The organism is Sulfurivermis sp., assembly GCF_059410345.1.
The window spans coordinates 162,828-188,733 of the sequence record NZ_JBLJDO010000002.1 but is presented as its reverse complement, the minus strand read 5'-3'; the positions used below and the strand labels follow the sequence as shown (position 1 = coordinate 188,733).

The following is a 25,906-nucleotide window of genomic DNA, read 5'->3' as shown; positions in this document are numbered from 1 at the left end:
ATGACGGAGGGGAGAACCGATGGCGGCCCGGCACCGGCTGGATTGGCCTGTTTACGCCCGCAGCCTGCTGCTGGTGGCGGCAGTGGTTTCCTGTGCGTTGCTGGTACAGATACTGTTCGTCTATAAAGAGTTCCACCTCCGTTTCATCATCGTCCCCCTCGTCGTCACCCTCATCGTCGGCAGCCTGCTCGGCCGGCTCGCGGTACTGCGCCAGCGCCTGCGGCAAAAGTCATTGGAGTTTCGCGCCATCGTCGACATCGCCCAGGAATTCACCTACCTGCGCCGGATCGATGGCCACTACGAATATGTCTCTCCCTCCTGCCTGGCCTTCACCGGCTACAGTCAGGAGGATTTCTTCGCCCATCCCAATCTGATGGACCAACTGATCCACCCGGATGACCGCGGCCGCTGGAGCAGCCACATCCACCACATCAACGACCGCGGCGATCCGGAAAGCTTCGATGTGCGCCTGCTCACCAAGGATGGCACCGTGCGCTGGTTCACCCACATCTGTGCCCCGGTGTTTGACGAACGGGGAGATCAAATTGGCGTGCGCTCCACCAACGTCGACATCACCCAACGCAAGGCAGACCAGGCACGCATCGAGCACATGGCCCATTACGACCCGCTCACCGACCTGCCCAACCGCCGCCTGCTGGAACAGGAACTCGGCCAGCGCATTGCGCAGCAACAACCCTTCGCCGTCCTGTTTCTCGACCTGAGCCGCTTCAAGAACGTCAACGACAGCCTGGGCCATGCCTTCGGCGACCAGCTGCTGCAACGGGTGGGCCAGCGCCTGCAGAGTATCTGTCCGCCGGATTCGCTGTTGTGCCGCTTCGGTGGCGATGAATTCGTCATCGTGCTGGCGCAGGCGGCAGACAAGAACGCGATACTTGGCTTTGCCCGCCGCCTGCTCAACGAGGTGGAACGGCCGCTGCTCCTCGACAGCAACGAACTGCGCATCAGCGGCACCATCGGCGTGGCCTGCTATCCGGACGACGGCACCGACAGCGTTACCCTGATCCGCAACGCCGATACAGCTATGTACCGGGCCAAGCGTCAGGGCGTGGACAAGATTGCCGCCTACCACAGCGACTTCAGCCGCGAGGCAACGCATTTCATCAGCATCGAAAGCGATCTGCACCGTGCCCTGCAGCACGGCGAGTTCTTCCCCCACTATCAGCCCAAGGTCGACCTTAACAGCGGCCGCATCGTCGCCCTCGAGGCCCTGGCCCGCTGGCAGCATCCGATACAAGGGCTGGTGCCACCGGGACAGTTCATCCCCGTCGCCGAGGAAACCGGCCAGATCACCGAACTGGGGAAACAGATGCTGGAACACGTGCTGGCCGACCTGGGCCGCTGGCGCCTGCTCGACTGCGCCGTTCCCATCGCCATCAACATCTCGCCGCGCCAGTTCACCGACCGCGAATTCTGGCAGCGGCTGCACAGCGGCGTGGCCGAAGGGGGCTACGCGTCGTCCATGCTGGAACTGGAGATCACCGAACAGGTCTTCCTCGGCGACATCGACGCCGCCGCCACCCGTCTGCACAACCTGCGCGCCGCCGGCTTCCCCATCGCGCTGGACGATTTCGGCACCGGCTATTCGTCCTTCAACTACCTGCGCCGCCTGCCGGTGGATACCCTCAAGCTGGACCGCGCCTTCATCACCGACGTGGTGCAGGATCCGGCCAGCCGCGCCATCCTGCGCGCCACCGTCGGCCTGTGTCACGAACTGGGACTGGTCCTGGTGGCCGAAGGGGTGGAAACCGAGGCCCAGCGCACCGTGCTCATCAATCACCGCTGCACTCAGGCGCAGGGATTTCTGTTCCATCGCCCGCTGCCCGCTGCCGAAATCGAAGCCCTGCTACTGGCCGGCTCACGGGTACCCATCCCCGCCAGGTGACACCGCTGTAATAAAAGCGGAGCCAATCGCGGCGCCGCACACAAAACTTGAACCACCCTGTCACCGCCCTGTCACATTCTGTTAGTGTAATGGCAACATTTGGACTCGCTCCCGCGGCCCCCTGCCGCGTATCCATGGACATGACATGAGCATCGACCTCTCCCAACCCGAGTACTACATCAACCGCGAACTGTCGCTGCTGGAATTCAACCGCCGCGTACTGGAACAGGCCAAGGATGAAAGCGTACCGCTGCTGGAACGCCTGCGCTTCCTGTGCATCTCCAGCAGCAATCTCGATGAGTTCTTTGAAATCCGCGTCTCCGGTCTGAAGCAGAGGGAGGCCTCGCGCATCATCCCCACCGGCCCGGACGGCATGACGCCGCAGGAGGTGTTGAACCAGATCAGCCTGCGTGCCCATGAGCTGGTGGCAGAACAGTACCGCGTGTTGAACGACGTCCTGCTCCCGGCGCTGGAGCAGAACAGCATCCGCTTCGTGCGCCGCGCCGACTGGAATGAACAGCAGGTAGCCTGGGTCAAGGACTACTTCGAACACGAACTGCTGCCGGTACTGTCGCCGCTCGGACTCGACCCGGCGCACCCGTTCCCGCGCATCCTCAACAAGAGCCTCAACTTCATCGTCTCGCTCAAGGGCAAGGATGCCTTCGGCCGCTCCAGCGGCATGGCCGTGGTGCAGGCGCCGCGCGCGCTGCCGCGCCTGATCCAGCTGCCGGAAAGCGCCGGCAGCGGACCGCATGATTACGTGTTCCTTTCCTCGGTGATCCATGCCCACGTCGACGATCTGTTCCCCGGCATGAAGGTCACCGGCTGCTATCAGTTCCGTATCACGCGCAATTCCGATCTGTTCGTCGACGAGGAAGAAGTGGACGACCTGCTGCGGGCGATGGAAGGCGAACTGCCGGCACGGCGTTACGGCGATGCCGTGCGCATGGAGGTGGCCGACAACTGCCCGCCCGAACTGGCCAACTTCCTGCTCAGCCACTTCGACCTGAAAGATGCCGATCTCTACGCCGTCAACGGCCCGGTGAACCTCAACCGTCTGATGGCGCTGCCCGACATGGTGGATCGGCCGGAGATGAAATACACGCCGTTCACCTCGACCCTGCCGGCACGGCTCGGTGCCGGCAACAATATCTTCCAGGTATTGAGCCAGGGCGACATCCTGCTGCATCACCCGTTCGAATCCTTTGCCCCGGTGCTCGATCTGCTGCGCCAGGCCGCCAGCGATCCGCACGTCCTCGCCATCAAGCAGACCCTGTACCGTACCGGCCCGCAGTCGCTGGTGGTGGATGCGCTGGTGGATGCGGCGCGGCGTGGCAAGGAAGTGACCGTGGTGGTGGAACTGCGCGCCCGCTTCGACGAAGAGGCCAACATCGCCCTGGCCAACCGCCTGCAAGAGGCCGGCGCCCATGTGGTGTACGGCGTGGTCGGCTACAAGACCCACGCCAAGATGCTGCTGGTGGTGCGGCGTGAAAACGGCCACCTGCGCCACTACGTTCATCTGGGCACCGGTAACTATCATGTACGCACCGCGCGCATCTACACCGACTACGGCCTGCTCACCTGCGATCAGGATCTGGGCGAAGACGTACACCAGTTATTCCTGCAACTGACCAGCCTGGGCCGCTTCGGCAAACAGCGCAAACTATTGCAGGCGCCGTTCACCCTGCACAAGGGTCTGCTGGATCGCATCGAGCGCGAGGCGGAATTGGCCCGCGCCGGCAAGCCGGCGCGCATCATCGCCAAGATGAATGCATTGGTGGAACGCCAGGTCATCCAGGCGCTGTATGCCGCGTCGCAGGCCGGCGTGCAGATCGACCTCATCGTGCGCGGCATCTGCTGTCTGCGCGCCGGCGTGCCCGGCGTGTCGGACAATATCCGCGTCCGCTCCGTCGTCGGCCGCTTCCTGGAACATACCCGCGTCTTCTACTTCCAGAACGACGGCAAGGAGGAACTGTTCCTCTCCAGCGCCGACTGGATGGATCGCAATCTGCTACAACGGGTGGAAACCTGCTTCCCGGTGGACCACAAGGAATTGCGCAAGCGCGTCATGCGCGAAGTGGGTTACTACCTGGAAGACAACACCCAGGCCTGGGAGCTGGCCGCCGACGGCAGCTACCGCCGCATCACCCCCGCCGAAGGCGAAGAACCCAGTTGCGCCCAGCTGCGCCTGTTGCAGGAGTTGGCCAACCAATAGGAGAGGTGGATGCGCTGCCCGCGTCCTATTCAAATATCAGCCTGAACTTCCCTTCCTTGAGAATCTCCGCCTCCTGCTCCAGGTCTGCCTGGGTCAGGGGATGCAGTTCCAACCAGCCGGCGGGAAAACGCAGGGTGATGTTCTTGCCTTCGGTTTCCAGATGGAACGGCGGCAGCGGGATATCGGCACGGCTGCGATGCAGCAGCACAGCAAGACGCAGCAGCACGGCGAGGCGCATCAGGCGTTCGCGCTGGGCCTCGGGCAGGACGCGGAATACCGCCGGGGAGAACTTGCGGCGGTGGCTGCGCACCAGGGCGGCGAGGGCCTTCTGTTCCTGGCGCGAGAAGCCGGGCATATCGGAGTATTCAAGCAGGTAGGCGCCGTGCTTATGGTAGCCGCTGTGTGCCACGGCGAGGCCGATTTCGTGCAGCCGCGCGGCCCACTCCAGCATGCTGGCGGCACACTCCTCCTCCAGCTTCCAGGCATGCATCACCTGGTGCAGGGCATAGAAGGCGGTGTCGTACACCCGCTGCGACTGGGCCTTGTCGATGTGGTAACGATCTTTCAGCAGATTGATGGTGCGGCCACGCACATCTTCATGACGGATACGGCCCATCAGGTCGTAGAGCAGGCCTTCGCGCAGGGCACCATCAGAGACATCCATGCGTTCGATGCCGAGGGCGGCGAAGGTGGCGATGAGGATCGCCACGCCGCCGGGAAACACCGGGGCACGCTCCGGCGGCAACCCCTGCAATACATCGAGACGGCTGACATGGCCGGCGGCAATCATCGTCTCGCGCAGGCGTTGCAACGCCAGCAGGGTGATGCCGCTATCGCCCCAGCCCATGGCCTGCAACACGTCGCCCACGGCGCGGATGGTGCCGGAGGAACCGACGGCACCGACCCAGCCGAGGCGACGGTAATCCTGCTCGATGGCCTGCAGTTCCTGACCGGCGGCGATCTCGGCGCGGCGCATGGCCTTGGCGCTGATGCTGCCGTCGGCGAAGTATTCCTGGCTCAGGCTGACGCAGCCCATGTACAGGCTTTCCATGTAGATGGGCTCGAAACCCTCGCCGATGATCAGTTCGGTGCTGCCACCGCCGATGTCCATCACCAGACGCTGGCCGGCGCTGGCGGGCAGGCTATGGGAGACGCCGAGATAGATGACGCGCGCCTCTTCCAGGCCGGAGATCACCTCTATGGGGTGGCCGAGGGCGGCGGCGGCAGCCTCGAGAAAGGCATCGCTGTTGCGCGCCTTGCGCAGGGTGTTGGTGCCGACGGCACGCACGCTGCCCAAGGGCATGTCACGCAGACGCTGACCGAAACGCTCCAGGCAGGCAATGGCGCGCTGCTGCGCCGCCGCATCCAGTTCGCCGGCGGCATCGAGACCGGCGGCCAGCCGCACCGGCTCGCGCAGGCGGTCGAGAATATTGAGGTGACCATTGACGGGGCGCGCCACCACCATGTGGAAGCTGTTGGAGCCGAGGTCTACTGCCGCGATGGTGCTGGCCGGGCCGTCCGCTGTGGGTTGCTCTGTCATGGATTATCGACGGGGATCGTTTAGCAAGGGTGCTCATGATAATCGAATACGCGAGGGCGGGTGAGCGCGAGTTCGGAACACCGCCGGGATAGATTATCGTTGCCACGCTCTGCGTGGGAACGATACGACCCGAGCCGCCCCGATTATCCGCCGCGCAGTTCGGCCAGGGCCGCCGTCAGCGGCTGGCGCAGCGCCTCGTCCAGCCGGTCCAGGTAGTTCTGCCGCAGTTCGGCATGGCAGGCGAGGATGACGGCATGATTGCGCTGCGCCAGTGCCAGCAGGCCGGGCATTTGCGGCGCCCGCCAGGCGGATGGCTGGGGAGGCGCACTGTCGAACAGGGTCTGGGCATGGGCCGCCGCCGCCTCGGCGGCACTGCCACGCAGCGTTTCGGCCAGCACATGCCGGTCGTGCAGATCGCCCAGCAGGTCCTGCAATAGGCGCAGCACTGCCACGGCGTATTCGCAGGCAGGCCCATCGTTGCGCAAGGGGGTAAGCAGGTAGCGCAGGCGCTTGACCAGGATACGCGCCTCATGGGCAGCGCCGACATCCTCCGGGCCGCCGATGGCGGCCAGGGCGGCAAGTGCCTCCTCCACCAAAGGTTCGGCCTGCACGGCACAGGCCACCGCGTAGACGGATTCGGCGCCATCCCTGTCGGCCAGCGCATTGAGATGGGGTTGCAGCGCACGGGCCAGGCGGCGGACTCCCCGCTGCAGGGCGTCTTCCAACGCCAGCAGCGCCGCCGGTTGCAGGCGTGCCAACAGCCAGTGGTAGCCTTCCTGCTGGGCGGGCGTGAGGCCGTGGGCCTGGCGCAACAGCCAGGCCTGCTGCACCTCGGCGTCGCGCGCCGGATTGCTGGCACGGGCCAGACGGCGCACCTGGCGGCGCAACTTACGCGGCACTGCGGTGGAAAACAGGCTGCGGTAGGCGCGCATCAGGCTGTGCAACCGGCGCAGCGCCACCCGGGTGTCATGCAAGGCCTCTTCATCGGCGGCATCATCCAGCCGCCGCACCGCCGCCACTGCCTCGTCCATATAGCCCTGGGCCAGCAGGGCCAGGGCCTGGGGCAAGGGCAATTGGGCCAGCAGGGTCATGATTATTTGGCCAGTTCGCGCAGCAATCCCGGTGGCAGCGACCAGACCAGTTCGGCCTTGCCATCCTTGATGCCGCCGGCAAAATGCAGCAGACAGGCACCGGCCTTCTTCAGGGGCATGAAACCACGCTTGCCTCCGGCCAACAGCCACGATGCCAGCATCCCCAGGTCTGGCTCATGGCCGACCAGAGCCACGCACTGCTGGTCACCCTGGCTGCGCAGCCAGGTCAACACCTGGGCCGGATCGTGACCGGGCGAGAGCTGCGGCAACTGCAGCACCTTGCCGGCATAGCGCGCGGCGAGAATATCCGCCGTCTGCGCCGCACGCAGCAGGGGGCTGCTGGCGAACACATCCACTTGCGGCACCAACCGGTGCAGGGCCTTGGCCACCTTGCGCATGTCCTTGGCCCCGGCCTTGGTCAGGGGACGCAGGGCGTCCTCCTCCCCGGTAAGGGCGAAGATTTCGCGCTCCTCCGCCTTGGCGTGCCTGACCAGCAATACGTCCATCGTGTCGCTCCCCATACGGATTGCACGTACGGGAGTGTATATGAAAAATTGGCCCGGCCGGGAGGGCGGGAGCGCAGCCGCTCACCTGGCCATGGGCTGGCGCCGCGCGGTCAATGCTCGCCCTTGGTGCGGCGGATACCCGCCAGGCGATTGCCCTGTTTCTGCGGGCCGCCCTTGGGGAAGATGTCGTGCAGGTGGCGGTTGTTGCCACGCTCCGGCCCCCAGACCTTGCTGAAGTGCTTGATCATGTCGCGCACCTGGGCCTGCACACTGTGTTTCTCATAATGGGCGCGGATAAAATGGATCACGTCCCAGTGCTCGGAGGTCAGTTCCAGCCCCTCCTTGGCGGCCTGGGCGCGGGCAAATCCCTCCGACCACTGGCTCATGTCCTGGATGTAGCCCTCCTGATCGGTGGCAACGGGTTTGCCGTCCACGTCCACATATTCGGTACGAATGGCAAAGGGATTGGTCTGCATGATCGTCCTTCCAGTTGTTGCGGCGGTACAGACACTATCGATGCGCCAACTGTGCAGGTAAATATCGACGACAGGCTAGTCGCGCCTACCGCGCTGGAGGTAGGGCGCCTCTCCCGTTGGGGCAGGAGGCCACACCATTTCTGCGCCATGGCAATTTATTGCAGCGTGGCGACATAAGCGGCCAGATTGCCGATCTCCTCATCGGACAGATCCGCCGCCCACGGTGCCATTAAATTGGTCAGCGGCCCCATCTGCACGCCGTCACGATACAGCGTGAGCAGCAATGCGATCCCCTCCTCCGTCTTGCCGGTAATGGGTGGCGTGAACTTGCCGCCGCTACCGGTACGGTGATGGCACAGCCGGCAGATGGACTCGTATTTGATCATGCCGGCTCGCACCTTGGCGGCACGGGCCGGGTCGGTCGCCTCCAGCTGCTCCAGCCTGGCCAGGTCCGGCCCCTTGCGCAGTTCCGCATCGCCGCTCTGGATGATCCCTTGCAGCGCGAAATGCACACCGATGCCCACGGCAAACACCAGCCCCAGCCAGCTCAATTTGCGGGCGGTGCCGCGGCCTTGCGGCCGCGGCAGCATGTCGACGGAGTCGGTCATCCTGTGCCGATGTTCAGCGCAGCGGCACCTGACGCTTGGTGCGCACGATCTGGTAGGCGCGACCGAGATAGCCGAGCGGCAGCGACCAGATATGCACCAGGCGGGTGAACGGGAACAGCAGGAACAGCGTCATGCCGAAAAACAGGTGCCAGCGGAACACCGCTTCGGTCTGCGCCACCAGCTCGGGCTTCGGATCGAACAGCACGATGCTCTTGGCCCACTGCGCCAGGGTCATCATGGTGTCGGCGCTACCCTGGGCGGCGTGGTGCGCGGTGGTGAAGGTGGTGGCCAAGCCGAACAGCAGGGTGACCATGATCCAGGTGAGGATGAACAGATCCGAGGTGCGCCCCGCCGCGCGCACGCGCGGGTGGGTGACGCGGCGCCACCACAACATGCTGCCGCCGATGAGGCACAGAATGCCGAGGAAGCCGCCGCCATACATGGCGATGCTCTGCTTGCCCAGACTGGACAGCGAGATGGCATCCCATACTGCGAACGGCGCCAACAGGCCGACCAGATGGCCGAGGAAAATGCCGATGATACCGATGTGGAACAGGTTGCTGGCCAGACGCATGTTCTTGTTCGACATCAACTGGCTGGAGTCCGCCTTCCAGGTGTACTGCTCGCTGTCGAAGCGCATCCAGCTGCCGATGAGAAACACCGCGCCCGCCAGGTAGGGGTAGAGGCCAAAGGCCAGGGTATTCAGGTAGTCCATAGTGCTCTCCTCTGGCCGCCGCACAGGCGGCCGTCACGATGATGGTTGTCAGGCCGCTTCCTGGACACGCAGGGCACGCTTTTCACCGATGCGCACCAGCGGGGCCCACGGGCTGTCGCTCTTCTCCAGATTGCCGGCCAGGATGGTGAGCACCTTGCCAATCTGCGACAGAAACATCCGCGCCTCTTCCGTCTCCAGGGTGGCGGCAAACTCGAACATCAGCGGCAGATAATCCGGCAATTCGCCGTCGATGGTCTCCATGCCCCACGCTTTGTAGTACTCACCCAGGTCGATGAGGGCCGGCCCACGGTTCTTATCATCGCCCAGCAGGTGATGGGTCAGATGCAGGCTGTGCTGCGCCTTGAGATCAAAGGTCTCGACATACTGGCGTTGTAACTCCAGCGCATCGATCCCTGCCACGAAGGCGAGGAACCCATCCAGGGCAGCCTGCTCCTGCGCATCGCCGGCCGCCTCCGCGGCCAGCGTACGCAAAGCATCCAGGTTGTCGTACAGCTCCTCGCCCGGATAGTCGAGCAGATACGAAAGCAGTTTGTAGATTCGCATCGCGTACCTCCTAGAAGTAGGGCTTGTCTGCCGTTTGCGGCTGCGTTTTTGGCTCGGCGGTGTCCTTGCGCCGCTCCGGGAACAGCGACACCAGGCTGATGCCGGTGGAACTGTCGTTGCCGAAAGTGAAGCCGTTCTGGCCCTGGAAGCCATAGGGATCCTCCATGCGCGTCTCACCATGGTTGGTGGGGATGACGAAGCGATCGGCGTAGTCGGCGATGGCCAACAGCTGATACATGTCCTTGGCCTGCTGCTCGGTCATGCCGACGGCGTCCAGCGCGGCGGTCTCCGCCTTGCCTTCCACATGCACCGAGCGCTGATAGCTGCGCATGGCGATGAGCTTGTTGAGCGCATCGATTACCGGTTTCTCGTCGCCGGCGGTGAGCAGGTTGGCCAGGTAGCGCACCGGCGTGCGCATGGCTTCGCGCAGTGGGATGGCGCCGTCCGGTCCGGTGGGCAGGTTACCCTGGTCGATCTGCGACTGCACCGGCGACAACGGCGGCACGTACCACACCATGGGCAGGGTGCGGAATTCCGGGTGCATGGGCAGGGCGATCTTCCAGTCCATCACCATCTTCCAGATGGGCGACTTTTGCGCCGCCTCGATCCAGCTCTCCGGGATACCCTCGGCGCGCGCCGCCGCAACCACCTTCGGATCATTGGGGTCGAGGAAGATGTTCATCTGCGCCTTGTACATGTCCTTGTCATTGGCGGTGGCGGCATACTCGGCGATCTTGTCGGCGTCATACAGCATCACGCCGTTGTAGCGGATGCGACCGACGCAAGACTCGGAGCACAGCGTAGGCATGCCGGACTCGACGCGCGGATAGCAGCCGATGCACTTCTCGGCCTTGCCCGACTCCCAATTGTAGAAAATCTTCTTGTACGGGCAGGCCGACACGCACATACGCCAGCTGCGGCACTTGTCCTGATCCACCAGTACGATGCCATCTTCCTCGCGCTTGTACAGCGAACCGGACGGGCAGGCCGCCACACAGGCCGGATTGAGGCAGTGGTTGCACATGCGCGGCAGGTAGGTCTGGAAAGTATTCTTGAACTCGGCGTACATCTGCTTCTGGATGCCGTCGAAATTCTTGTCCACGGCACGCGCCGCAAACTCACCAGCCAGATGGTCTTCCCAGTTCGGCCCCCACTTGATCTTGTCCATGGTCTCGCCGGTGATCTGCGACAGCGGCCGTGCCGTCGGCGCCGCCTCGGACAGCTTGGCACTTTGCAGATGGGCGTAGTTATAGGTAAACGGCTCGTAGTAGTCGTCGATCTCCGGCATGTCCGGGTTGGCGAAGATGTTGAGCAGCTTGGAGGCGCGGCCGCCACCGCGCAATTCCAGCTTGCCGTTCTCCACCTTCCAGCCGCCCTTCCACTTGTCCTGGTTTTCCCACTGCTTGGGAAAGCCGATGCCGGGTTTGCTTTCGACGTTGTTCCACCAGGCGTACTCCATGCCCTTGCGGTTGGTCCACACATTCTTGCAGGTCACCGAGCAAGTATGGCAGCCGATGCACTTGTCCAGATTGAACACCAGGGCGAATTGTGCGCGTACTTTCATGTTGGTCTCCCGATCTCTGTATAGGTGCGGCGGCGCTTAACGCGGGCCTACGCCCGGGGGATTGATGTTGGCTTCGCGTTCCGGCGTGAGCGGACGTTCCAGCCAGTCCACATCGCGGTCCTCGATCTTGTGCAGTACCACGTGTTCATCGCGGTTGCTGCCCACCGGCCCCATGTAGTTGAAGGCGTAGGACAGCTGGGCATAGCCGCCGATCATGTGGGTCGGCTTGATCACCGTGCGCGTCACGCTGTTGAGGATGCCGCCGCGCTTACCGGTGGTCGGACTGCCGGGCACGTTCACGTTCTTCTCCTGTGCGTGGTACATGATGGCCATGCCACGCGGCACGCGCTGACTCACCACCGCGCGGGCCACGGTGGCGCCATTGGCATTGAGCGCCTCCACCCAGTCGTTGTCCTTCAGGCCCACCGACTTGGCGTCCTCCTCCGAGATCCACACATAGGGACCACCGCGGAACAGGGTCAACATGCGCAGGTTGTCCTGGTAGGTGGAATGGATGCCCCACTTGGAGTGCGGTGTAATCCAGTTCAGCACCAGATGCGGCTTGCCGGTGACCTTGGCCGGCATGTTGTAGTGCGACTTCATGTCCAGTGGCGGCTTGTAGACACAGAAGCTCTCACCGAAGTCACGAATCCACTCATGGTCCAGATAGAAGTGGGCACGCCCGGTCAGCGTGCGGAACGGGATGTGCTCGTGGATATTGGTGTAGCCGGCGTTGTAGCTCACCTCGTGTGACTCGATGCCGGACCAGGTGGGCGCGGTGATGATCTTGCGCGGTTGCGCCACGATGTCCTTGAAGGTAATGACTTCATCGCGGCGCGAATCACACAGATGGTTGTGATCGATGCCGGTCTTCTTGCCCATCGCCTTCCATGCCTTGTGCGCCACCTCGCCGCAGGTCTCCGGCGCCATGCGCATCACGGCATCGCAAGCATGAATGTCGTCGGCCAGCGACGGCATGCCCTTACTGATACCTTCCTCGCGGATGGTGCCGTTGTGGTGCTTGAGGTGCTCGTACTCATCGTCGGTGTTCCAGTCCACACCCTTGATGTTGTTGCCCAGCTTCTTCATCAGCGGACCGAGGGCGATGAACTTGTGGTAGGTGTTGTGGTAGTCGCGCTCCACCACCTTGAGCAGGGGCAGGGTCTTGCCCGGCACCGGCTCGCACTCGCCACGCTTCCAGTCCTTCACTTCGCCGAAGGGCTGTGCCAGCGCCGCCGCGGAGTCGTGTTGCATGGGCAGGGCCACCACGTCCTTGCGCGTGCCCAGATGATTGGCAGCCAGCTCGGAGAAACGCTTGGCGATGGTCTGGAAGATCTTCCAGTCGGACTTGGACTCCCAGCCCGGCTTCACCGCCTCGGACAGCGGATGGATGAACGGATGCATGTCCGTGGTGTTGATGTCGTTCTTTTCGTACCAGGTCGCCGTCGGCAAAATGATATCGGAGTAGGCGCCGGTAGAATTCAGACGGAAGTTGATGTCCACCATCAAGTCCAGCTTGGCGGTTGGGCCTTGCTCCACCCACTTGATCTCCTTCGACTCCTTGCCGGCGGTGCCTTCCTGCATGACGCCGTTCTGCGCGCCAAACAGATGCTTGAGGAAGTATTCATGGCCCTTGGAGGAGCAGCCGATGAGGTTGCCACGCCAGACGATGAGATTGCGCACCCAGTTGTTGGGGTTGTCGATATCCTCGTAGGCGAAAGACAGCTCGCCGTTCTTCAGCTTTTCCACCATGTGCCTGGCGACACCGGCCTCGTCGGTGGCACCGGCCTTGGTGGCCTCCTCGACGATGTCGAGCGGGTTTTTGTTGAAATGTGGCGCCGAGGGCAGCCAGCCGAGGCGCTGCGCCACCACGTTGTAGTCGGCACAGGTATGGCCGCGGTACTTGGCCTTGGCATTGGGTGCCATCAGCTCGTCGGCCTTGATAGTCTCATAGCGCCACTGCCCGGTATGGAAATACCAGAAGGTGGTGCTGGTCATGTGGCGCGGCGGACGGTTCCAGTCCAGCGCAAAGGCAATCGGGGCCCAGCCGGCCTGCGGGCGCAGCTTCTCCTGACCGACGTAGTGCGCCCAACCACCACCCGACTGGCCGACACAACCGCACAGGTGCAGCAGGTTCATGATCGAACGGTAGTTCATGTCATTGTGGTACCAGTGATTGATTGCCGCGCCCAGGATCACCATGGACTTGCCATGGGTCTTGGATGCGTTATCGGCGAACTCACGACCGGTACGAATGATGTCGGCGCGCTTCACGCCCGTAATCTTTTCCTGCCAGGCAGGGGTGTAGGGCACCGAATCGTCATCATAGGAACTGGCCACATTGCCGCCACCGAGGCCGCGGTCGATACCGTACTGCGCAACCATCAGGTCGAACACCGAGGCGACGTGCACTTCACGGCCATCGGCCAGTTTGAGGGTATGCACCGGCACGTTGCGCGCTAGCATGTCGTCTTCACCCTCGGCGTAGTGCGGGAATGCCACCGGAACTACGTTGTCGCGGGCGTCGATGCAGCTCAGCTCGGCCTTGATCTCGGCCTGGTTTGCGGAGTTCTTCGGCAGCAGGTTCCACTTCCCTTCCTCGCCCCAGCGGAAGCCGACCGAGCCGTTGGGAACCACATAGGACTTGGAGAGTTCGTCGTAGACGACAGTCTTCCACTCGGGATTGTTGGTCTCTCCCATATTGCCGTTGAAGTCGGAGGCTCGCAGGTAGCGGCCCGGGGTATAGCCGTCCTCGAACTTCTCGAGCATCACCAGCATCGGCAGGTCGGTGTATTTGCGTGCGTACTGGTCGAAGTACGGGTCGCGCTTCTGCAGATAGAACTCCTTGATCGCCACATGCCCCATGGCCATGAAGGCGGCGGCATCGGTACCCTGCTTCACTTGCATCCACAAGTCGGCGAATTTCACCTGCTCGGCGTAATCCGGCGCCATCGCCACCACCTTAGCGCCCTTGTAACGCACCTCGCTGTAGAAGTGCGCGTCGGGGGTGCGGGTGGTGGGGATGGAGGAACCGCATACGATGATATAGGTGGAGTTGTACCAGTCGGCTGATTCCGGCACGTCGGTCTGCTCGCCCCACACCTGCGGGCTGGACACCGGCAGGTCGCAGTACCAGTCATAGAACGAACCGCAGGCACCGCCGATGAGCGACAGGTAACGCGAGCCAGCAGCGTATGAGATCATCGACATCGCCGGGATCGGTGAGAAGCCGAAGATGCGATCCGGGCCGTACTTCTTGATGGTATAGACATTGGCGGCAGCGACGATCTCGGTTACCTCGTCCCAGGAGGTGCGCACGAAGCCACCCAGGCCACGTACCGCCGTGTACTGCTTGCGCTTGGCCGGATCTTTCTGGATCGCCTCCCATGCCTCCACCGGATCCTTGCCGCTCTTGCGCTCAGCGCGGTACAGCTCCACCAGGCGACCGCGCACCAGCGGATGGCGGATACGATGCGGGCTATACAGATACCAGGAGAAGCTGGCGCCACGCTGGCATCCGCGCGGCTCGTGGTTGGGCAGGTCGGGGCGCGTCTCAGGATAGTCGGTCTGCTGCATCTCATAGGCAACCAGGCCGTTCTTGACGAAGATCTTCCAGGAGCAGCCGCCGGTACAATTCACGCCGTGGGTGGAGCGCACCACCTTGTCGTGACGCCAGCGGTTGCGGTAGGCGTCTTCCCACTGGCGGTCTTCGTTGGTGACGATGCCGTGACCCTTGGAAAAGGTATCCTGCACCTTGGTGAAAAACTTCAAACGGTCGAGAAAGTGACTCATGGATTCCTCCAGTTTCGAGTTTGGAGATTCAGGCTACGAACCCCAGGCGCCGGCATGCCTAGCCAACGCCTGAGGCGCGACACTATTTACGGATTCTTTACGTAGGCGTTCTTGCGCAGATAGAACCACCAGTTCAGTACCAGACACAGGGCGTAGAACACGGCAAAGCCGTACATGGCCACCTCCGGCGTGCCGGCCTTGATCTGCTCGCCAATTACCAGGGGCGCGACGAAGGAGCCGTAGGCAGCGACGGCCGAGGTCCAGCCCAGCACCGGGCCGGCCTTTTCACGGTCGTAGATCACACCGATGGTGCGGAAGGTCGAACCGTTGCCGATGCCGCTGGCCGCGAACAACACGATGAACAACACCAGGAACACGAAGAAGTACTGTTCCGGCGTAACGGAGTTGTAGGCCAGTTGCATCACATAGCCCACCGCCACCGATGCAACCACCATCACCACCGAAATCACCTGGGTGACGATGGACCCACCCACCTTGTCGGAGATCCAGCCGCCCAGCGGTCGAATCAGCGCACCGATAAACGGACCCATCCATGCGTACGTCAACGCGGACGGAGCGTTTGGATTGGCGACACGCTGCATCACGCCGTCGGCACCCGGTACCGCTGAGAAGCCAAAGATCACGGTGATTGACAACGGCAACGCCATGGAGAAACCGATGAACGAGCCGAAGGTCAGGATGTAGAGGATGCTCATCGACCAGGTGTGTTTGTCCTTGAAGATGGCGAACTGACGATTGATGTTTTGGCGGATGGAGCCGGGCAGCAGCTTCATCATGAACAGGGTGGAGCCCATGATCAGCACCATAGCCACCCACATATTGAGCACGCCGAGTCCCGTGGGCTTGGGCAGGTACAGATACAGGCCGACGCCGGCGGCGATGAAGCCGACCAGATACAGGCCAAGAATCTTGCCGAAGGCCGCCAGTGCGTTACCCGGATTGGGCGTAATCGGCAGCAGATTGTTCATGCCGAACCAGCCAGCGAATCCAAGCGGAACCAGGAACAGCAGCCAGACCCAGCCGGCATTTTGAATGTAGGTATCGGTACCGGCGGTGATCTTGCCAATCAGCGTGCCACTATCCTTGAGCAGGGTCATCGGCTCACCGGCCAAAGCGCCGAAGATACCAGCGGTCATCACCAACGGAATGAGAATCTGCATGGTGGTGACGCCGAAGTTGCCGAGGCCGGCGTTCAAGCCCAGGGCCAGCCCCTGCTGGCGCTTGGGGAAGAAGGTGCTGATATTGCTCATGGAGCACGCAAAGTTGCCGCCGCCGATACCGGACAGGAAGGCAAGCAACTGGAACACCCACAACGGTGTGTTTTTATCCTGCAGTGCGATACCGGCACCAATGGCGGGGATCATCAGCAGCGCGGTGGTGAAGAAGATGGTGTTGCGTCCACCGGCGATACGAATCATGAACGACGCGGGTATGCGCAGGGTTGCGCCGGTGAGGCCAGAGATGGCTGTGAGGGTGAACAACTCAGCCGGGGCAAAGGGGAAACCCAGGTTGAGCATCTGCACCGTGATGATGCCCCACATCAACCAGACGGCGAAACCCATCAGCAGGCTGGGAATGGATATCCACAGATTGCGGTTGGCGACGCGCCGTCCAGTGGTTTCCCAGAAACTCTGGTTCTCCACATCCCATTCTTTTATGTTTGCCATTTTCTTCCCCTTATGCAAAGTTGGTTATGCGCCGTCACTCTAATGTGTCCGCCGCCAAAGCCCGCTTGTGTTTTTTCATTGCGCGATCTTTTTCACGCTCGCCCGAATACTGCATCCACATCAGCGACACCAAAGTGACGCCGAACAGCAACATGAAGGCCGTACTGTTTATGCCGGTCCAGTCCAGTAGTGCGCCGAACATGATGGGCAGGAAGAAGCCACCCAGACCGCCCACTAGTCCGACGATGCCTGAGATGGTGCCGATGTTGTGTGGATACTCATCAGAAATGTATTTGAATACCGAGGCCTTGCCGAAGCCCCATGCAATGCCTACCGTGAACAACAGCGCCGTGAATACCCATTCGTTCACTCCCAGCCGCATCATTACCGGATGACCTTCGACAGTCCGTATCATCAACTCAGTCTGCGGATAGGCCATGAAGAATAGGCAGATGAGCGACACCCACATCACCCACCAGGTTACGGTGTGGGCGCCGAAGCGATCTGACAGCCAGCCACCCAAGGCACGGATCACACCTGATGGCAGCACGAAGATGGCAGCCAGCAGCGCGGCAGTCTGGATGTCATGCTGGTACTCACTCATGTAGTACTTGGTCATCCACAGCGATACACCCACATAGCCGCCGAACACCAGCGAGTAGTACTGGCAGTATTTCCACACCGTCGGGTCCTTCAATGCCAGCAGCTGCTCGCGCATGGTGATGTGAGCGCCGACCTTGTGATTTGGATCGGAGTAGCTAAACAGCCAGAACAGCACCGCCACCACCGTCATCATCACCGCGTAGACCTGTGGCACCGCCTGCCATCCCCACGCCACCACGATGGAGGGTGCCACAAACTTAGTCACTGCCGCGCCAGCATTGCCGGCGCCGAAGATACCCATGGCGAAACCCTGATGCTTCTTGTCGAACCACCGTGCGGTGTAGGCAATGCCAACAGAAAACGAGCCGCCCGCCACGCCGACAAACAGGCCGAGGACCAACATGTGCCAGTACTCGGTGGCGTGGGTGATAAGGTAGACGGGAACAATCGTCGACAGCATCAACGCCATGAACACAGGGCGCCCGCCGAAACGGTCCGTGAGCATGCCCAGTGGCAGGCGGATGAGAGAACCAGTAAGAATTGGCATCGCAGCCAGCAGACCGAACTGCGTCTGGCTCAATCCCAATTCCGTGCGAATGGGGATGCCGATAATGGAAAACATCACCCACACGGCGAAACACGCGGTGAACGATACCGTGTTTATCGTCAACACCGATATTTGCTTTTTGCGCTGACTTTCCATGCCACACCCCTACTTTGCTGAATGTGCGTACGGCATAGAAATGTGCCGTTGGGAGGGGAGTGTATGCCGTGGTCCGACGACCGCAATATGCCGCGGAGTGGGCTGGCGAGGCCCGCCTACCACCAACGTGGTAATGGTGGTAACAATGCTATCTCATTGATCGTCCGATGCATTACCGCACTCTCGCGAAATGAGCAGCGGCAATAGAATATGAGGGAGTGGAATTTGGTGGTATCACCACATTTTTTGTGCACATACCCCTGTGGTACCAGTACAGAAGCAGGTAGACTAAAAACATGAAGCAGGTTTTTGAGAAATCTCTGCTGTTACGCATGGGGCTGGCGATGGCCACCATCACGGCGCTCGCCTTCATGGGTATGCTGAGCTCGGTAATCATCGCAGAGACTACCCAAGGTGCGGCCGCCGCGATCAACCAGGCCGGCTCGCTGCGCATGCAGTCCTATCGCATCGCGTCCAGCCTGGCACGCCGCCACGACATCGACAATTTGCAGGCGACCCGCATCACGCACGATCTCATGAACGAGTTCGAGCAGCGTATCACCAGCCCACGTCTCACCAGCATGATCCCGCGCAACCTGAACAAGGAATCACGCCAGGTTTATGACCATATCTATGGCCGCTGGAAACGCACCATTCGTCCGGTACTGTTTGCCTATACCAACACCGTCGCCAACGACCTGTCGCACTTACACGGCCGCGAAAGTTATTATGCTGAACAACTTGAGTCCGCCCATCAGGCGTTGAAGCAGCGTTACCTCACCATCGTCGACTCCTTCGTGGCCGATATCGACCATCTGGTACACCTGCTGGAGATCGAGGCGGAATCCAACATTCAACTGCTGCGGCTAATTCAGGTATCGTCGTTGTTTTTGACGGTAGGCGTGGTGTTTATCGCCATGTATCTGATGCACACTGATGTGCTGGTTCCCCTGCGCAACCTGCTCACCTGCGCCGAGGCGGCGCGACGCGGCGATTTTTCGGTGCGCACCCATCCGGTGAATGACGATGAGCTGGGCAATCTCAGCCATGCCTTTAACGTCATGGCGGAGGACCTGTCAAAGATGTACGCCGATCTGGAGGCCAGGGTACAGCAAAAGACGGCCGACCTGGCGCGCAGCAACCGTTCACTGGAGTTGCTCTATAACACTACCCGCTGGCTCAATGAGGCGCCGCTTGCAGACGCCACCTACACCCAGTTGTTGAGCAAAATCGAGAATCTCATCGGCGTCGGCCCCGGCACCATCTGTCTGGCCGGCTACAACAAAAACCACGCCATCAAGCTCGCCAGCACCCGCGCCCCCTACGCAGGCGAGAAGGATTTGTGTCACCCCGCCAACTGCAATGCCTGCTTCGACGATGGCCGCACCCATGTCGTTGAGATCGCACGTGAGCCGCGCCAGCCATTGCGCGTGATCTCCATTCCGATCACCGACCAGGAACAGCAGTACGGCGTGTTGCTGATGGAAATCCCGGCGGGTGTGGAGTTGCAGGACTGGCAGACCCGCCTGCTGGAGGCCGTGGCCGACCATATCGGCATCGCCATCAACATCGCCCAGCGCACAACGCAGAGCCGCCGCCTGGCGCTGCTGGAGGAGCGCAGCGTCATTGCCCGCGAGCTGCACGACTCACTGGCACAATCGCTGTCGTATATGAAGATCCAGGTGAGCCGGCTGGATGCGGCCCTACCCCGCACCGCCACCGAGGAACCGGCTCACGCCATTCTGCAAGAGCTGCGGGATGGCATTAACAGCGCCTATCGTGAGTTGCGTGAGCTGCTCACCACCTTCCGTCTCAAGATGGATGGTCGAGGCCTCAGCTCGGCCCTGGAAGAGACTGTACGCGAACTGCGTGAACGCAGCCCACTCACCGTCTCCCTCGTCAACCACCTGCACGCGACCCAACTCACCCCCAACGAAGAAATCCATGTGCTTCAGGTGGTGCGCGAGGCCCTGTCCAACGTGGTGCGCCATGCCCAAGCCAGCGAGGCCCAGGTCAGTCTGGATTACGATGTCAACGGTGAAGTGGTGGTCACCATAGACGACAACGGCATCGGCATCCCCGATGAGGCGGAACGCCGTCATCACTACGGCCTTGCCATCATGAGTGAACGTGCCCACAGCCTGGGCGGCAGCATCACTGCGGTACGCCGCCCCGGCGGTGGCACTCGCGTACAAATCGTGTTCACGCCCATACACCGAACCATGCCGCAGTCCATTGCGCAAAGCGGAGGAAACTAGCCATGCAAGACCATACCCATACCCTGCTGGTGATCGACGATCATCCGCTGTTTCGCAAAGGGGTGGCCGATCTCATCGCCATGGACACGGCATTGACGCTCATCGGGGAAGCCGCCTCCGGTGAGGAGGGGTTCGCCAAGGCCAAGGAACTGCAGCCCGACCTGATCCTGCTCGACCTCAACATGAAGGGGATGGATGGCATCGAAACCCTCAAGGCCATCAAGGAAGCCGACCTTGATTCGCGCGTCATCATGCTCACCGTGTCGGATAACGAGGAAAACGTGGTCGCCGCCCTGCGCGCCGGGGCCGACGGCTACCTGCTCAAGGACATGGAGCCGGAGCATATTCTGGAGCGCCTGCGCCAGGCGGCCGGTGGCCGTCTGGTGATCAGCGACAACCTCACCGAACTGCTGGCCCGCGCCCTGTGCGAGGAGCCGCACCCGCGCGATGAGGACTCCGCCGGCCTCACCGAACGCGAGCGCCAGATCCTTGAACTGGTCGCCCAGGGTCTCAGCAACAAGCACATCGCCCGGGAGCTCAACATCACCGAAGGCACCGTCAAGGTCCACGTCAAACACCTGCTGAAGAAGCTCAACCTGCGCTCGCGCGTCGAAGCGGCCGTCTGGGCGGTCACCGGCAGGGGACGCTGACCGGGCAAGGCGGCACGCTTTTTATTGCTGGCCTTTTCGCCGCCACCTGTGTATATTCCGCGCCAGCCTCGCGATGGATGAGGCCCGTCTCTGACCTTCCCCCTGGCAGTAAGCGCAGGTTCTTCCGGTTGGCGACGTTTGGGCAGGTAGTCTGACTGCCCCTAACCCTGGAACCTGGCGTGTACGCTGCCACAGCGCAAACACCCCCCAAGGAAACTTAACGGTCGATTCTTTGTGAATCGGGCTGCGGCTTCCTTAATCCATTGGTTCACCATGTAAAATTTCGCCTGTGGCAGGCGGAAGAGGATACTATTTTGTCATTTTCGTCCCTGAATCTTGATGCTTCCCTGCTGCAAGCCATCCAGGCCTGTGGCTTCAGCGAACCCACCGAAATCCAGCGCCAGGCGATCCCGGTCGCCCTGTCCGGCCGCGACCTGATGGCCTCGGCCCAGACCGGCACCGGCAAGACCGCTGCCTTTGTGCTGCCCGCCCTGCAGCGCCTGCTGGAACCCTCCAAGGTCCACGGCCGCGGTCCGCGCGTGCTGGTCCTGACCCCGACCCGCGAGCTGGCCCAGCAGGTCACCGGCGCCATCAACGACTTTGGCCGCCAACAGCGCGTGCGCGCCGGCTCCATCGTCGGCGGCGAACCCTACGGCCCGCAGCTCAAGCTGCTGGAGCGCCCGGTCGATTTCCTCATCGCCACCCCGGGCCGCCTCATCGACCACATGAACCGCGGCCGCATCGACTTCAGCCGTCTCGAGCTGCTGGTGCTGGACGAGGCCGACCGCATGCTGGACATGGGCTTCATCGACGACGTCGACCAGATCGCTGCCGCCGCCCCGGCCAACCGCCAGACCCTGCTGTTCTCCGCTACCCTGGAAGGCAACATCCAGCGTGTCGCCCAGCGTCTGCTGCGTGACCCGGCCTCGGTCCAGGTGGCCGGCGTCAAGGTCAAGCACGAGTCCATCGAGCAACGCATCCACCTGGCCGATGACTTCAAGCACAAGCGCGCCCTGCTGCAGCACCTGCTGAACGACGCCGCCCTGTCGCAGTGCGTGGTGTTCACCGCCACCAAGCGCGGTGCCGACGAGTTGGCCATGCAGTTGGAAGACGAAGGTCACTCCAGCGCCGCCCTGCACGGCGACATGCACCAGAAACAGCGTCAGCGCACCATCGAACGCATGAAACGCGGTCATGTGCGCGTGCTGGTCGCCACCGACGTCGCCGCCCGCGGCCTCGACATCAAGGGCCTGTCCCACGTCATCAACTTCGACCTGCCGATGCAGGCCGAGGACTACGTGCACCGCATCGGCCGTACCGGCCGCGGCGGCGCCTCCGGCATCGCCGTCTCCATCGTCGGCCCGCAGGAGCGCTTCCTGCTCGGTCGCATCGAGAAGCTCACCGGCCAGGCGCTGGAGCGTCACGTCATTCCCGGCCTGGAGCCGACCCGCGCCGAGACCCGTCCGCGTCCGGAAGGCGCCTACAAGAAGGACGGCCGCCGCCCGAACAGTGCGCCGCGCAACGGTAAGCCCGGCGGTAACAGCCGCTTCGGCGACAAGCACAAGTGGGATCAGAACAAGAAGAAGGGACCGCAGCAGCAGCGCCACAGCGGTACCCGCCACGGCTAAGTTGTAGTCTCAGGCTGTTGATTACAAGAAACGGGCCGGCCATGCCGGCCCGTTTCTTTTGCTGCGGAAAAAAAGCTGGTACGTGCGGCGGGGGGCAACCCCGCAACTCACGCCTTATTGTTCCGGCCCCGCACCACCCGCAACGGAGCGCTCGCAACAGACTCGGGGGGAGAAATCAGATTGCCCTGGGCACTATCGATACCCAGTGTACCGAGCAGCGTCAGCGTCTGCTGGTCTGGCACAAACTTGGCCACGGTGCGGATACCACGTGCCGCCGCCGTTTCGGCAATGGCACGGATGGCGATCTGGTCGAACTTGTCATCTTTGAGGGCGGCCATCATATGGCCGTCGATCTTGATACACGACGCGGCACAGCGCTTGAGATAGGCCAGGGAGGCAAAGCCGGCGCCGAAATCGTCGATGACCACCGCCACGCCCACCGCCACCAGCGCATCGAGTTGCTCCCGCACCCGCTCGAAATGCCGGTTCAATATCTGCTCCGCCACTTCAAACATCAGGCGCTGCGCCGCCACGCCATGCCGCTCCAGTTGCTGGGCGACAAAGGCGGCAAAGCCATCGTCCTCCAGGGTCTGTTGCGACAGGTTAATGGAAAAAACCTTGTCCGCGGCCTTGGGACTGGCCATCACCTGTATGGCTTTGCGGACCACCTGCCGGTCGATCTCCGCCATCATGCCGTAGCGCTCGGCATCGGCCATGAAGGCCGCCGGCGCAATAGGCTCGTTGTCTCCGTCGGGCAGGCGCACCAGCACCTCCTGACTGATCACTGCGCCGCTCTCCAGGTCGACGACCGGCTGGTATTGCAGCACCAGGCCGTCGGCATCCAGGCAGTCCTGCAAACGCTTGCGCCAGCCCGAATCCTCGCCCAGAACCACCTCGTCCCGATCATAAACCTGGAAGCGATTGCGCCCGCGCCGTTTGGCCTCGCTTGCTGCGGCGTCGGCACGCAGCAGGATTTCCTGCGGACCGCGCGTTGGATCGTCGATCATCGCCACGCCGATGCTGAAGTAGATGCGCAGAGTCTCGCCGCCCTCGTGAAACTGGAAGCCCTGCATCAGGTGGATCAACGACGCGGCGATCTCGGTGGCCCCATGACGGTTGACGCCGCGCACCAACACGGTGAACTCATCACCGCCAAAACGGGCAATGAGATCGCATTCGCGCATACGCCCGCGCAACAGCTCCGCCACCTGCACCAACAACCGGTCGCCTGCCGCATGACCGTAGCTGTCGTTGATCTGCTTGAAACGATCGAGGTCGATGAACAGCAGTGCGCTGCTGCCGCCCTGCCGCCGGATCAGGGCCATCTCCGTTTGCAGCACCTCGTCGAAATAACCGCGATTGGCCAGACCGGTGAGCGGGTCCTGGCTGGCCATGCGGCGCAGGGTTTCGTCACGTTCACGCAGGGCCGTGATGGTGGTGTTGAGGGCGCGACCAATTTGGGCGATTTCGCGGTCACCGCTGCTCTCCACCTTTACGTCGATCTCGCCACTGGCCAGACGCGCCAGCGGCGCCTCCAGGTCGGTGAGCGGACGCAAGGCCCAACGGACCACCACCCTCCCCATGAACATAAATGCCACCAGCAACAGGGCGATGACAGCACTGACGCGCAGGGCGTTATTGGCGAAATCGGCGTTAAAGCGGCCGTAGTCCAGCCGCATGCTGATAAAGCCGATGGTTTGCACCAACTCCGGCGCGGCCTCGTCCAGAGAGAAGTCCAGCATGCCGTCACGGCGCTGTGATTTGATCCAGATCGGGGAACTGGCCCGGAAGGTGGCGGCACCGCTGTCCTTGCTGAACAGAATCGGCTTGTCCGTCGTGCTGTTGATACGCAGGTGCGCGATCTGGTCCGCGTCCAACCAGGGTACGCCGGTAACTTCGGCACCCTCGCGCCAGTACTGGTGTACCAGTTCGCGGCCGCTGGCATCGAAGTAGTGAACACTCAGAATCTCCGGGATATTACCCAGATAGTCGAGATGCGCCTGAACCGCCGAACGGTCACCGGAGGCATACAGCGGCGTGCCCAGTTCATCGGCCTTGGCGAGCCAGCCCGCCGCCTGACGCTGCAGGCTTTGCTCGATGATATGCGCGGCGCCCAACCACAGCCCCGCGCTCACCATCACATATACGGTAATGGCCCAGACCACCTGTAACAACAGAATACGGCTGGCCAAGCTGCGCGGGGGGCGCTGAAATACATTCGCCCATGCCTGCAAGCGCGGAGCGGTGGCAACACGCGCTCTCACGCCGGCCACGAAGGCCCGCGCCCGGTTCACCACGGAACCGCAACGGGAGACGAGGCTACTCGGCCACATGGGGGCGCAGGGACTCCGGAATGGTGATGTTGAGACGCTGAGCGATGACTGGATTTATGCGTATCATCGCCTCCTCCAGCAAGAGTAGTCCGGGACCGTCACCCGCGCTGCCGGGAGTCATCTCCGCCAGCCGCTGCACCACCTTGGCCGCAACCTCGTCAGGATTGGCGGACACGCTGAACAACCCACCTATCCGCAGCAACTGCTCATTGAACACCGCCACCTGTTTGCCATTGCGCAGACTGAACGACATGATCTCCTGTATCGCCGTGCGGTTCAGTACGCGATTGTCCGGCAGCAACCAGAGGCCCCCCAACCGCGCATCGGTGCGTTTGTATTGATAGAGCAGTTCCTTGTCGGAATTGACGCTGAAGTGGACCAGGGTGATGCCCTGCTCCGCTGCCGCCGCCACTGCCGGAGCCATCACCTCGTCAAAACCAGGACCGGTAAACACCGCCACTTCGCGCAACGCGGGGGATAACGCGCGCCAAGTGGCGAAGGTGGCCTGGAAGGAGGGAAACAGACTGACGCCGCGCACGTTTCCGGCGGTCAGATCATATTCCACATGATTGAACACCTGGCAGAACACCACCGGCCTGCCGCCCTGTTGTACCAGTTTGGCCAGCAGTGCGGCTTCCAGGCCGATGGCCACGATCTGGTCGGGCACGCTCTGCTCGAGAACGGTACGCGTGTTGGCATCGAACAGGTGACGCGATACCCGCCCGCTCAGCCTACGTTCCAGCCGCTCCGCCACCGCGTTATAAGCGGGAATGTCCATGCTCACCACGATGGCCACACGCGGCAGGGAAACTGGCTCAGGCGGCGGCTTGGGTATGGATACCGGGGGGCGGGGCGGAGTGGGTACAGCGACGGGCTCGGGGACGGAAATCGGCTCAGGGACGCGCTCCGGCGCCGGTTGCACGGCACAGCCGGCCACCAACAGCAACAACGCCGCACATCCCAACCCTTTCCAACCGTAGCCCATGATCGTCCCTGGATACTTGGTCTGCGCCAATTACATCAATAATAACCGCGTCACCCTCGCGGCGACGAAGCGCTGCCATCTTAC

The 25,906-nt window shown here is 62.4% G+C and carries 18 protein-coding genes; 5 read left to right on the top strand and 13 right to left on the bottom strand.

The window, feature by feature from the left end; genetic code table 11:
• Positions 1-19 precede the first annotated feature (19 nt).
• A complete protein-coding gene (locus ACMV8A_RS02570; RefSeq protein ID WP_495324165.1) occupies positions 20-1,903 on the top strand; it encodes a putative bifunctional diguanylate cyclase/phosphodiesterase in 1,884 nt (627 codons plus the stop codon).
• 145 nt (positions 1,904-2,048) lie between these two features.
• Entirely contained in the window at positions 2,049-4,118 is a 2,070-nt protein-coding gene (ppk1, locus tag ACMV8A_RS02565; RefSeq protein ID WP_495324164.1) for a polyphosphate kinase 1, read from the top strand.
• 25 nt (positions 4,119-4,143) lie between these two features.
• Here the strand turns inward: ppk1 and ppx are convergent, their stop codons facing one another.
• The 11 genes from ppx to ACMV8A_RS02510 form a co-directional block, all read right to left on the bottom strand.
• Positions 4,144-5,658, bottom strand: a complete 1,515-nt coding sequence (ppx, locus tag ACMV8A_RS02560) for an exopolyphosphatase (protein ID WP_495324163.1) — start codon at positions 5,656-5,658, stop codon at positions 4,144-4,146.
• Positions 5,659-5,801: 143 nt separating this feature from the next.
• Positions 5,802-6,749, bottom strand: a complete 948-nt coding sequence (locus tag ACMV8A_RS02555; protein WP_495324162.1) for a CHAD domain-containing protein — start codon at positions 6,747-6,749, stop codon at positions 5,802-5,804.
• 2 nt (positions 6,750-6,751) lie between these two features.
• Positions 6,752-7,255 (bottom strand): SixA phosphatase family protein, encoded by a 504-nt coding sequence (locus tag ACMV8A_RS02550; RefSeq protein ID WP_495324161.1) that lies wholly within the window; start codon positions 7,253-7,255, stop codon positions 6,752-6,754.
• Between the two features lie 110 nt (positions 7,256-7,365).
• A complete protein-coding gene (locus tag ACMV8A_RS02545) occupies positions 7,366-7,731 on the bottom strand; it encodes a TusE/DsrC/DsvC family sulfur relay protein (RefSeq protein WP_495324160.1) in 366 nt (121 codons plus the stop codon).
• 155 nt (positions 7,732-7,886) lie between these two features.
• Positions 7,887-8,339: a c-type cytochrome gene (locus ACMV8A_RS02540; protein WP_495324159.1), complete on the bottom strand. Its 453-nt coding sequence runs from the start codon at positions 8,337-8,339 to the stop codon at positions 7,887-7,889.
• A 13-nt stretch (positions 8,340-8,352) separates the two neighbouring features.
• Positions 8,353-9,054 carry a respiratory nitrate reductase subunit gamma gene (narI, locus tag ACMV8A_RS02535; protein ID WP_495324158.1) on the bottom strand — a complete coding sequence of 234 codons (702 nt, stop codon included), beginning with the start codon at positions 9,052-9,054 and terminating at the stop codon, positions 8,353-8,355.
• A 48-nt stretch (positions 9,055-9,102) separates the two neighbouring features.
• Positions 9,103-9,618 (bottom strand): nitrate reductase molybdenum cofactor assembly chaperone, encoded by a 516-nt coding sequence (gene narJ / locus ACMV8A_RS02530; RefSeq protein WP_495324157.1) that lies wholly within the window; start codon positions 9,616-9,618, stop codon positions 9,103-9,105.
• A gap of 10 nt (positions 9,619-9,628) precedes the next feature.
• Entirely contained in the window at positions 9,629-11,182 is a 1,554-nt protein-coding gene (gene narH, locus ACMV8A_RS02525; protein ID WP_495324156.1) for a nitrate reductase subunit beta, read from the bottom strand.
• A 36-nt stretch (positions 11,183-11,218) separates the two neighbouring features.
• Positions 11,219-14,974: a nitrate reductase subunit alpha gene (locus tag ACMV8A_RS02520; RefSeq protein ID WP_495324155.1), complete on the bottom strand. Its 3,756-nt coding sequence runs from the start codon at positions 14,972-14,974 to the stop codon at positions 11,219-11,221.
• 86 nt (positions 14,975-15,060) lie between these two features.
• Positions 15,061-16,662 (bottom strand): MFS transporter, encoded by a 1,602-nt coding sequence (locus tag ACMV8A_RS02515; RefSeq protein WP_495324154.1) that lies wholly within the window; start codon positions 16,660-16,662, stop codon positions 15,061-15,063.
• A 34-nt stretch (positions 16,663-16,696) separates the two neighbouring features.
• A complete protein-coding gene (locus tag ACMV8A_RS02510) occupies positions 16,697-17,968 on the bottom strand; it encodes an MFS transporter (protein WP_495324153.1) in 1,272 nt (423 codons plus the stop codon).
• 296 nt (positions 17,969-18,264) lie between these two features.
• On the opposite strand from ACMV8A_RS02510, the gene ACMV8A_RS02505 reads away from it, so the two are divergent.
• The 3 genes from ACMV8A_RS02505 (at position 18,265) to ACMV8A_RS02495 (ending at position 22,504) form a co-directional block, all read left to right on the top strand.
• Positions 18,265-20,226, top strand: coding sequence for an ATP-binding protein (locus ACMV8A_RS02505; protein WP_495324152.1), 1,962 nt, complete (start codon positions 18,265-18,267; stop codon positions 20,224-20,226).
• 2 nt (positions 20,227-20,228) lie between these two features.
• Entirely contained in the window at positions 20,229-20,876 is a 648-nt protein-coding gene (gene narL / locus ACMV8A_RS02500; RefSeq protein ID WP_495324151.1) for a two-component system response regulator NarL, read from the top strand.
• A 314-nt stretch (positions 20,877-21,190) separates the two neighbouring features.
• Complete coding sequence (locus tag ACMV8A_RS02495; protein ID WP_495324150.1) at positions 21,191-22,504, top strand: DEAD/DEAH box helicase; 1,314 nt, start codon at positions 21,191-21,193, stop codon at positions 22,502-22,504.
• Positions 22,505-22,611: 107 nt separating this feature from the next.
• Here ACMV8A_RS02495 and ACMV8A_RS02490 read toward each other — a convergent pair whose 3' ends face one another.
• Positions 22,612-24,696: a putative bifunctional diguanylate cyclase/phosphodiesterase gene (locus ACMV8A_RS02490; RefSeq protein ID WP_495324149.1), complete on the bottom strand. Its 2,085-nt coding sequence runs from the start codon at positions 24,694-24,696 to the stop codon at positions 22,612-22,614.
• A gap of 127 nt (positions 24,697-24,823) precedes the next feature.
• Positions 24,824-25,822 carry an ABC transporter substrate-binding protein gene (locus tag ACMV8A_RS02485; RefSeq protein WP_495324148.1) on the bottom strand — a complete coding sequence of 333 codons (999 nt, stop codon included), beginning with the start codon at positions 25,820-25,822 and terminating at the stop codon, positions 24,824-24,826.
• Positions 25,823-25,906: the final 84 nt, after the last annotated feature.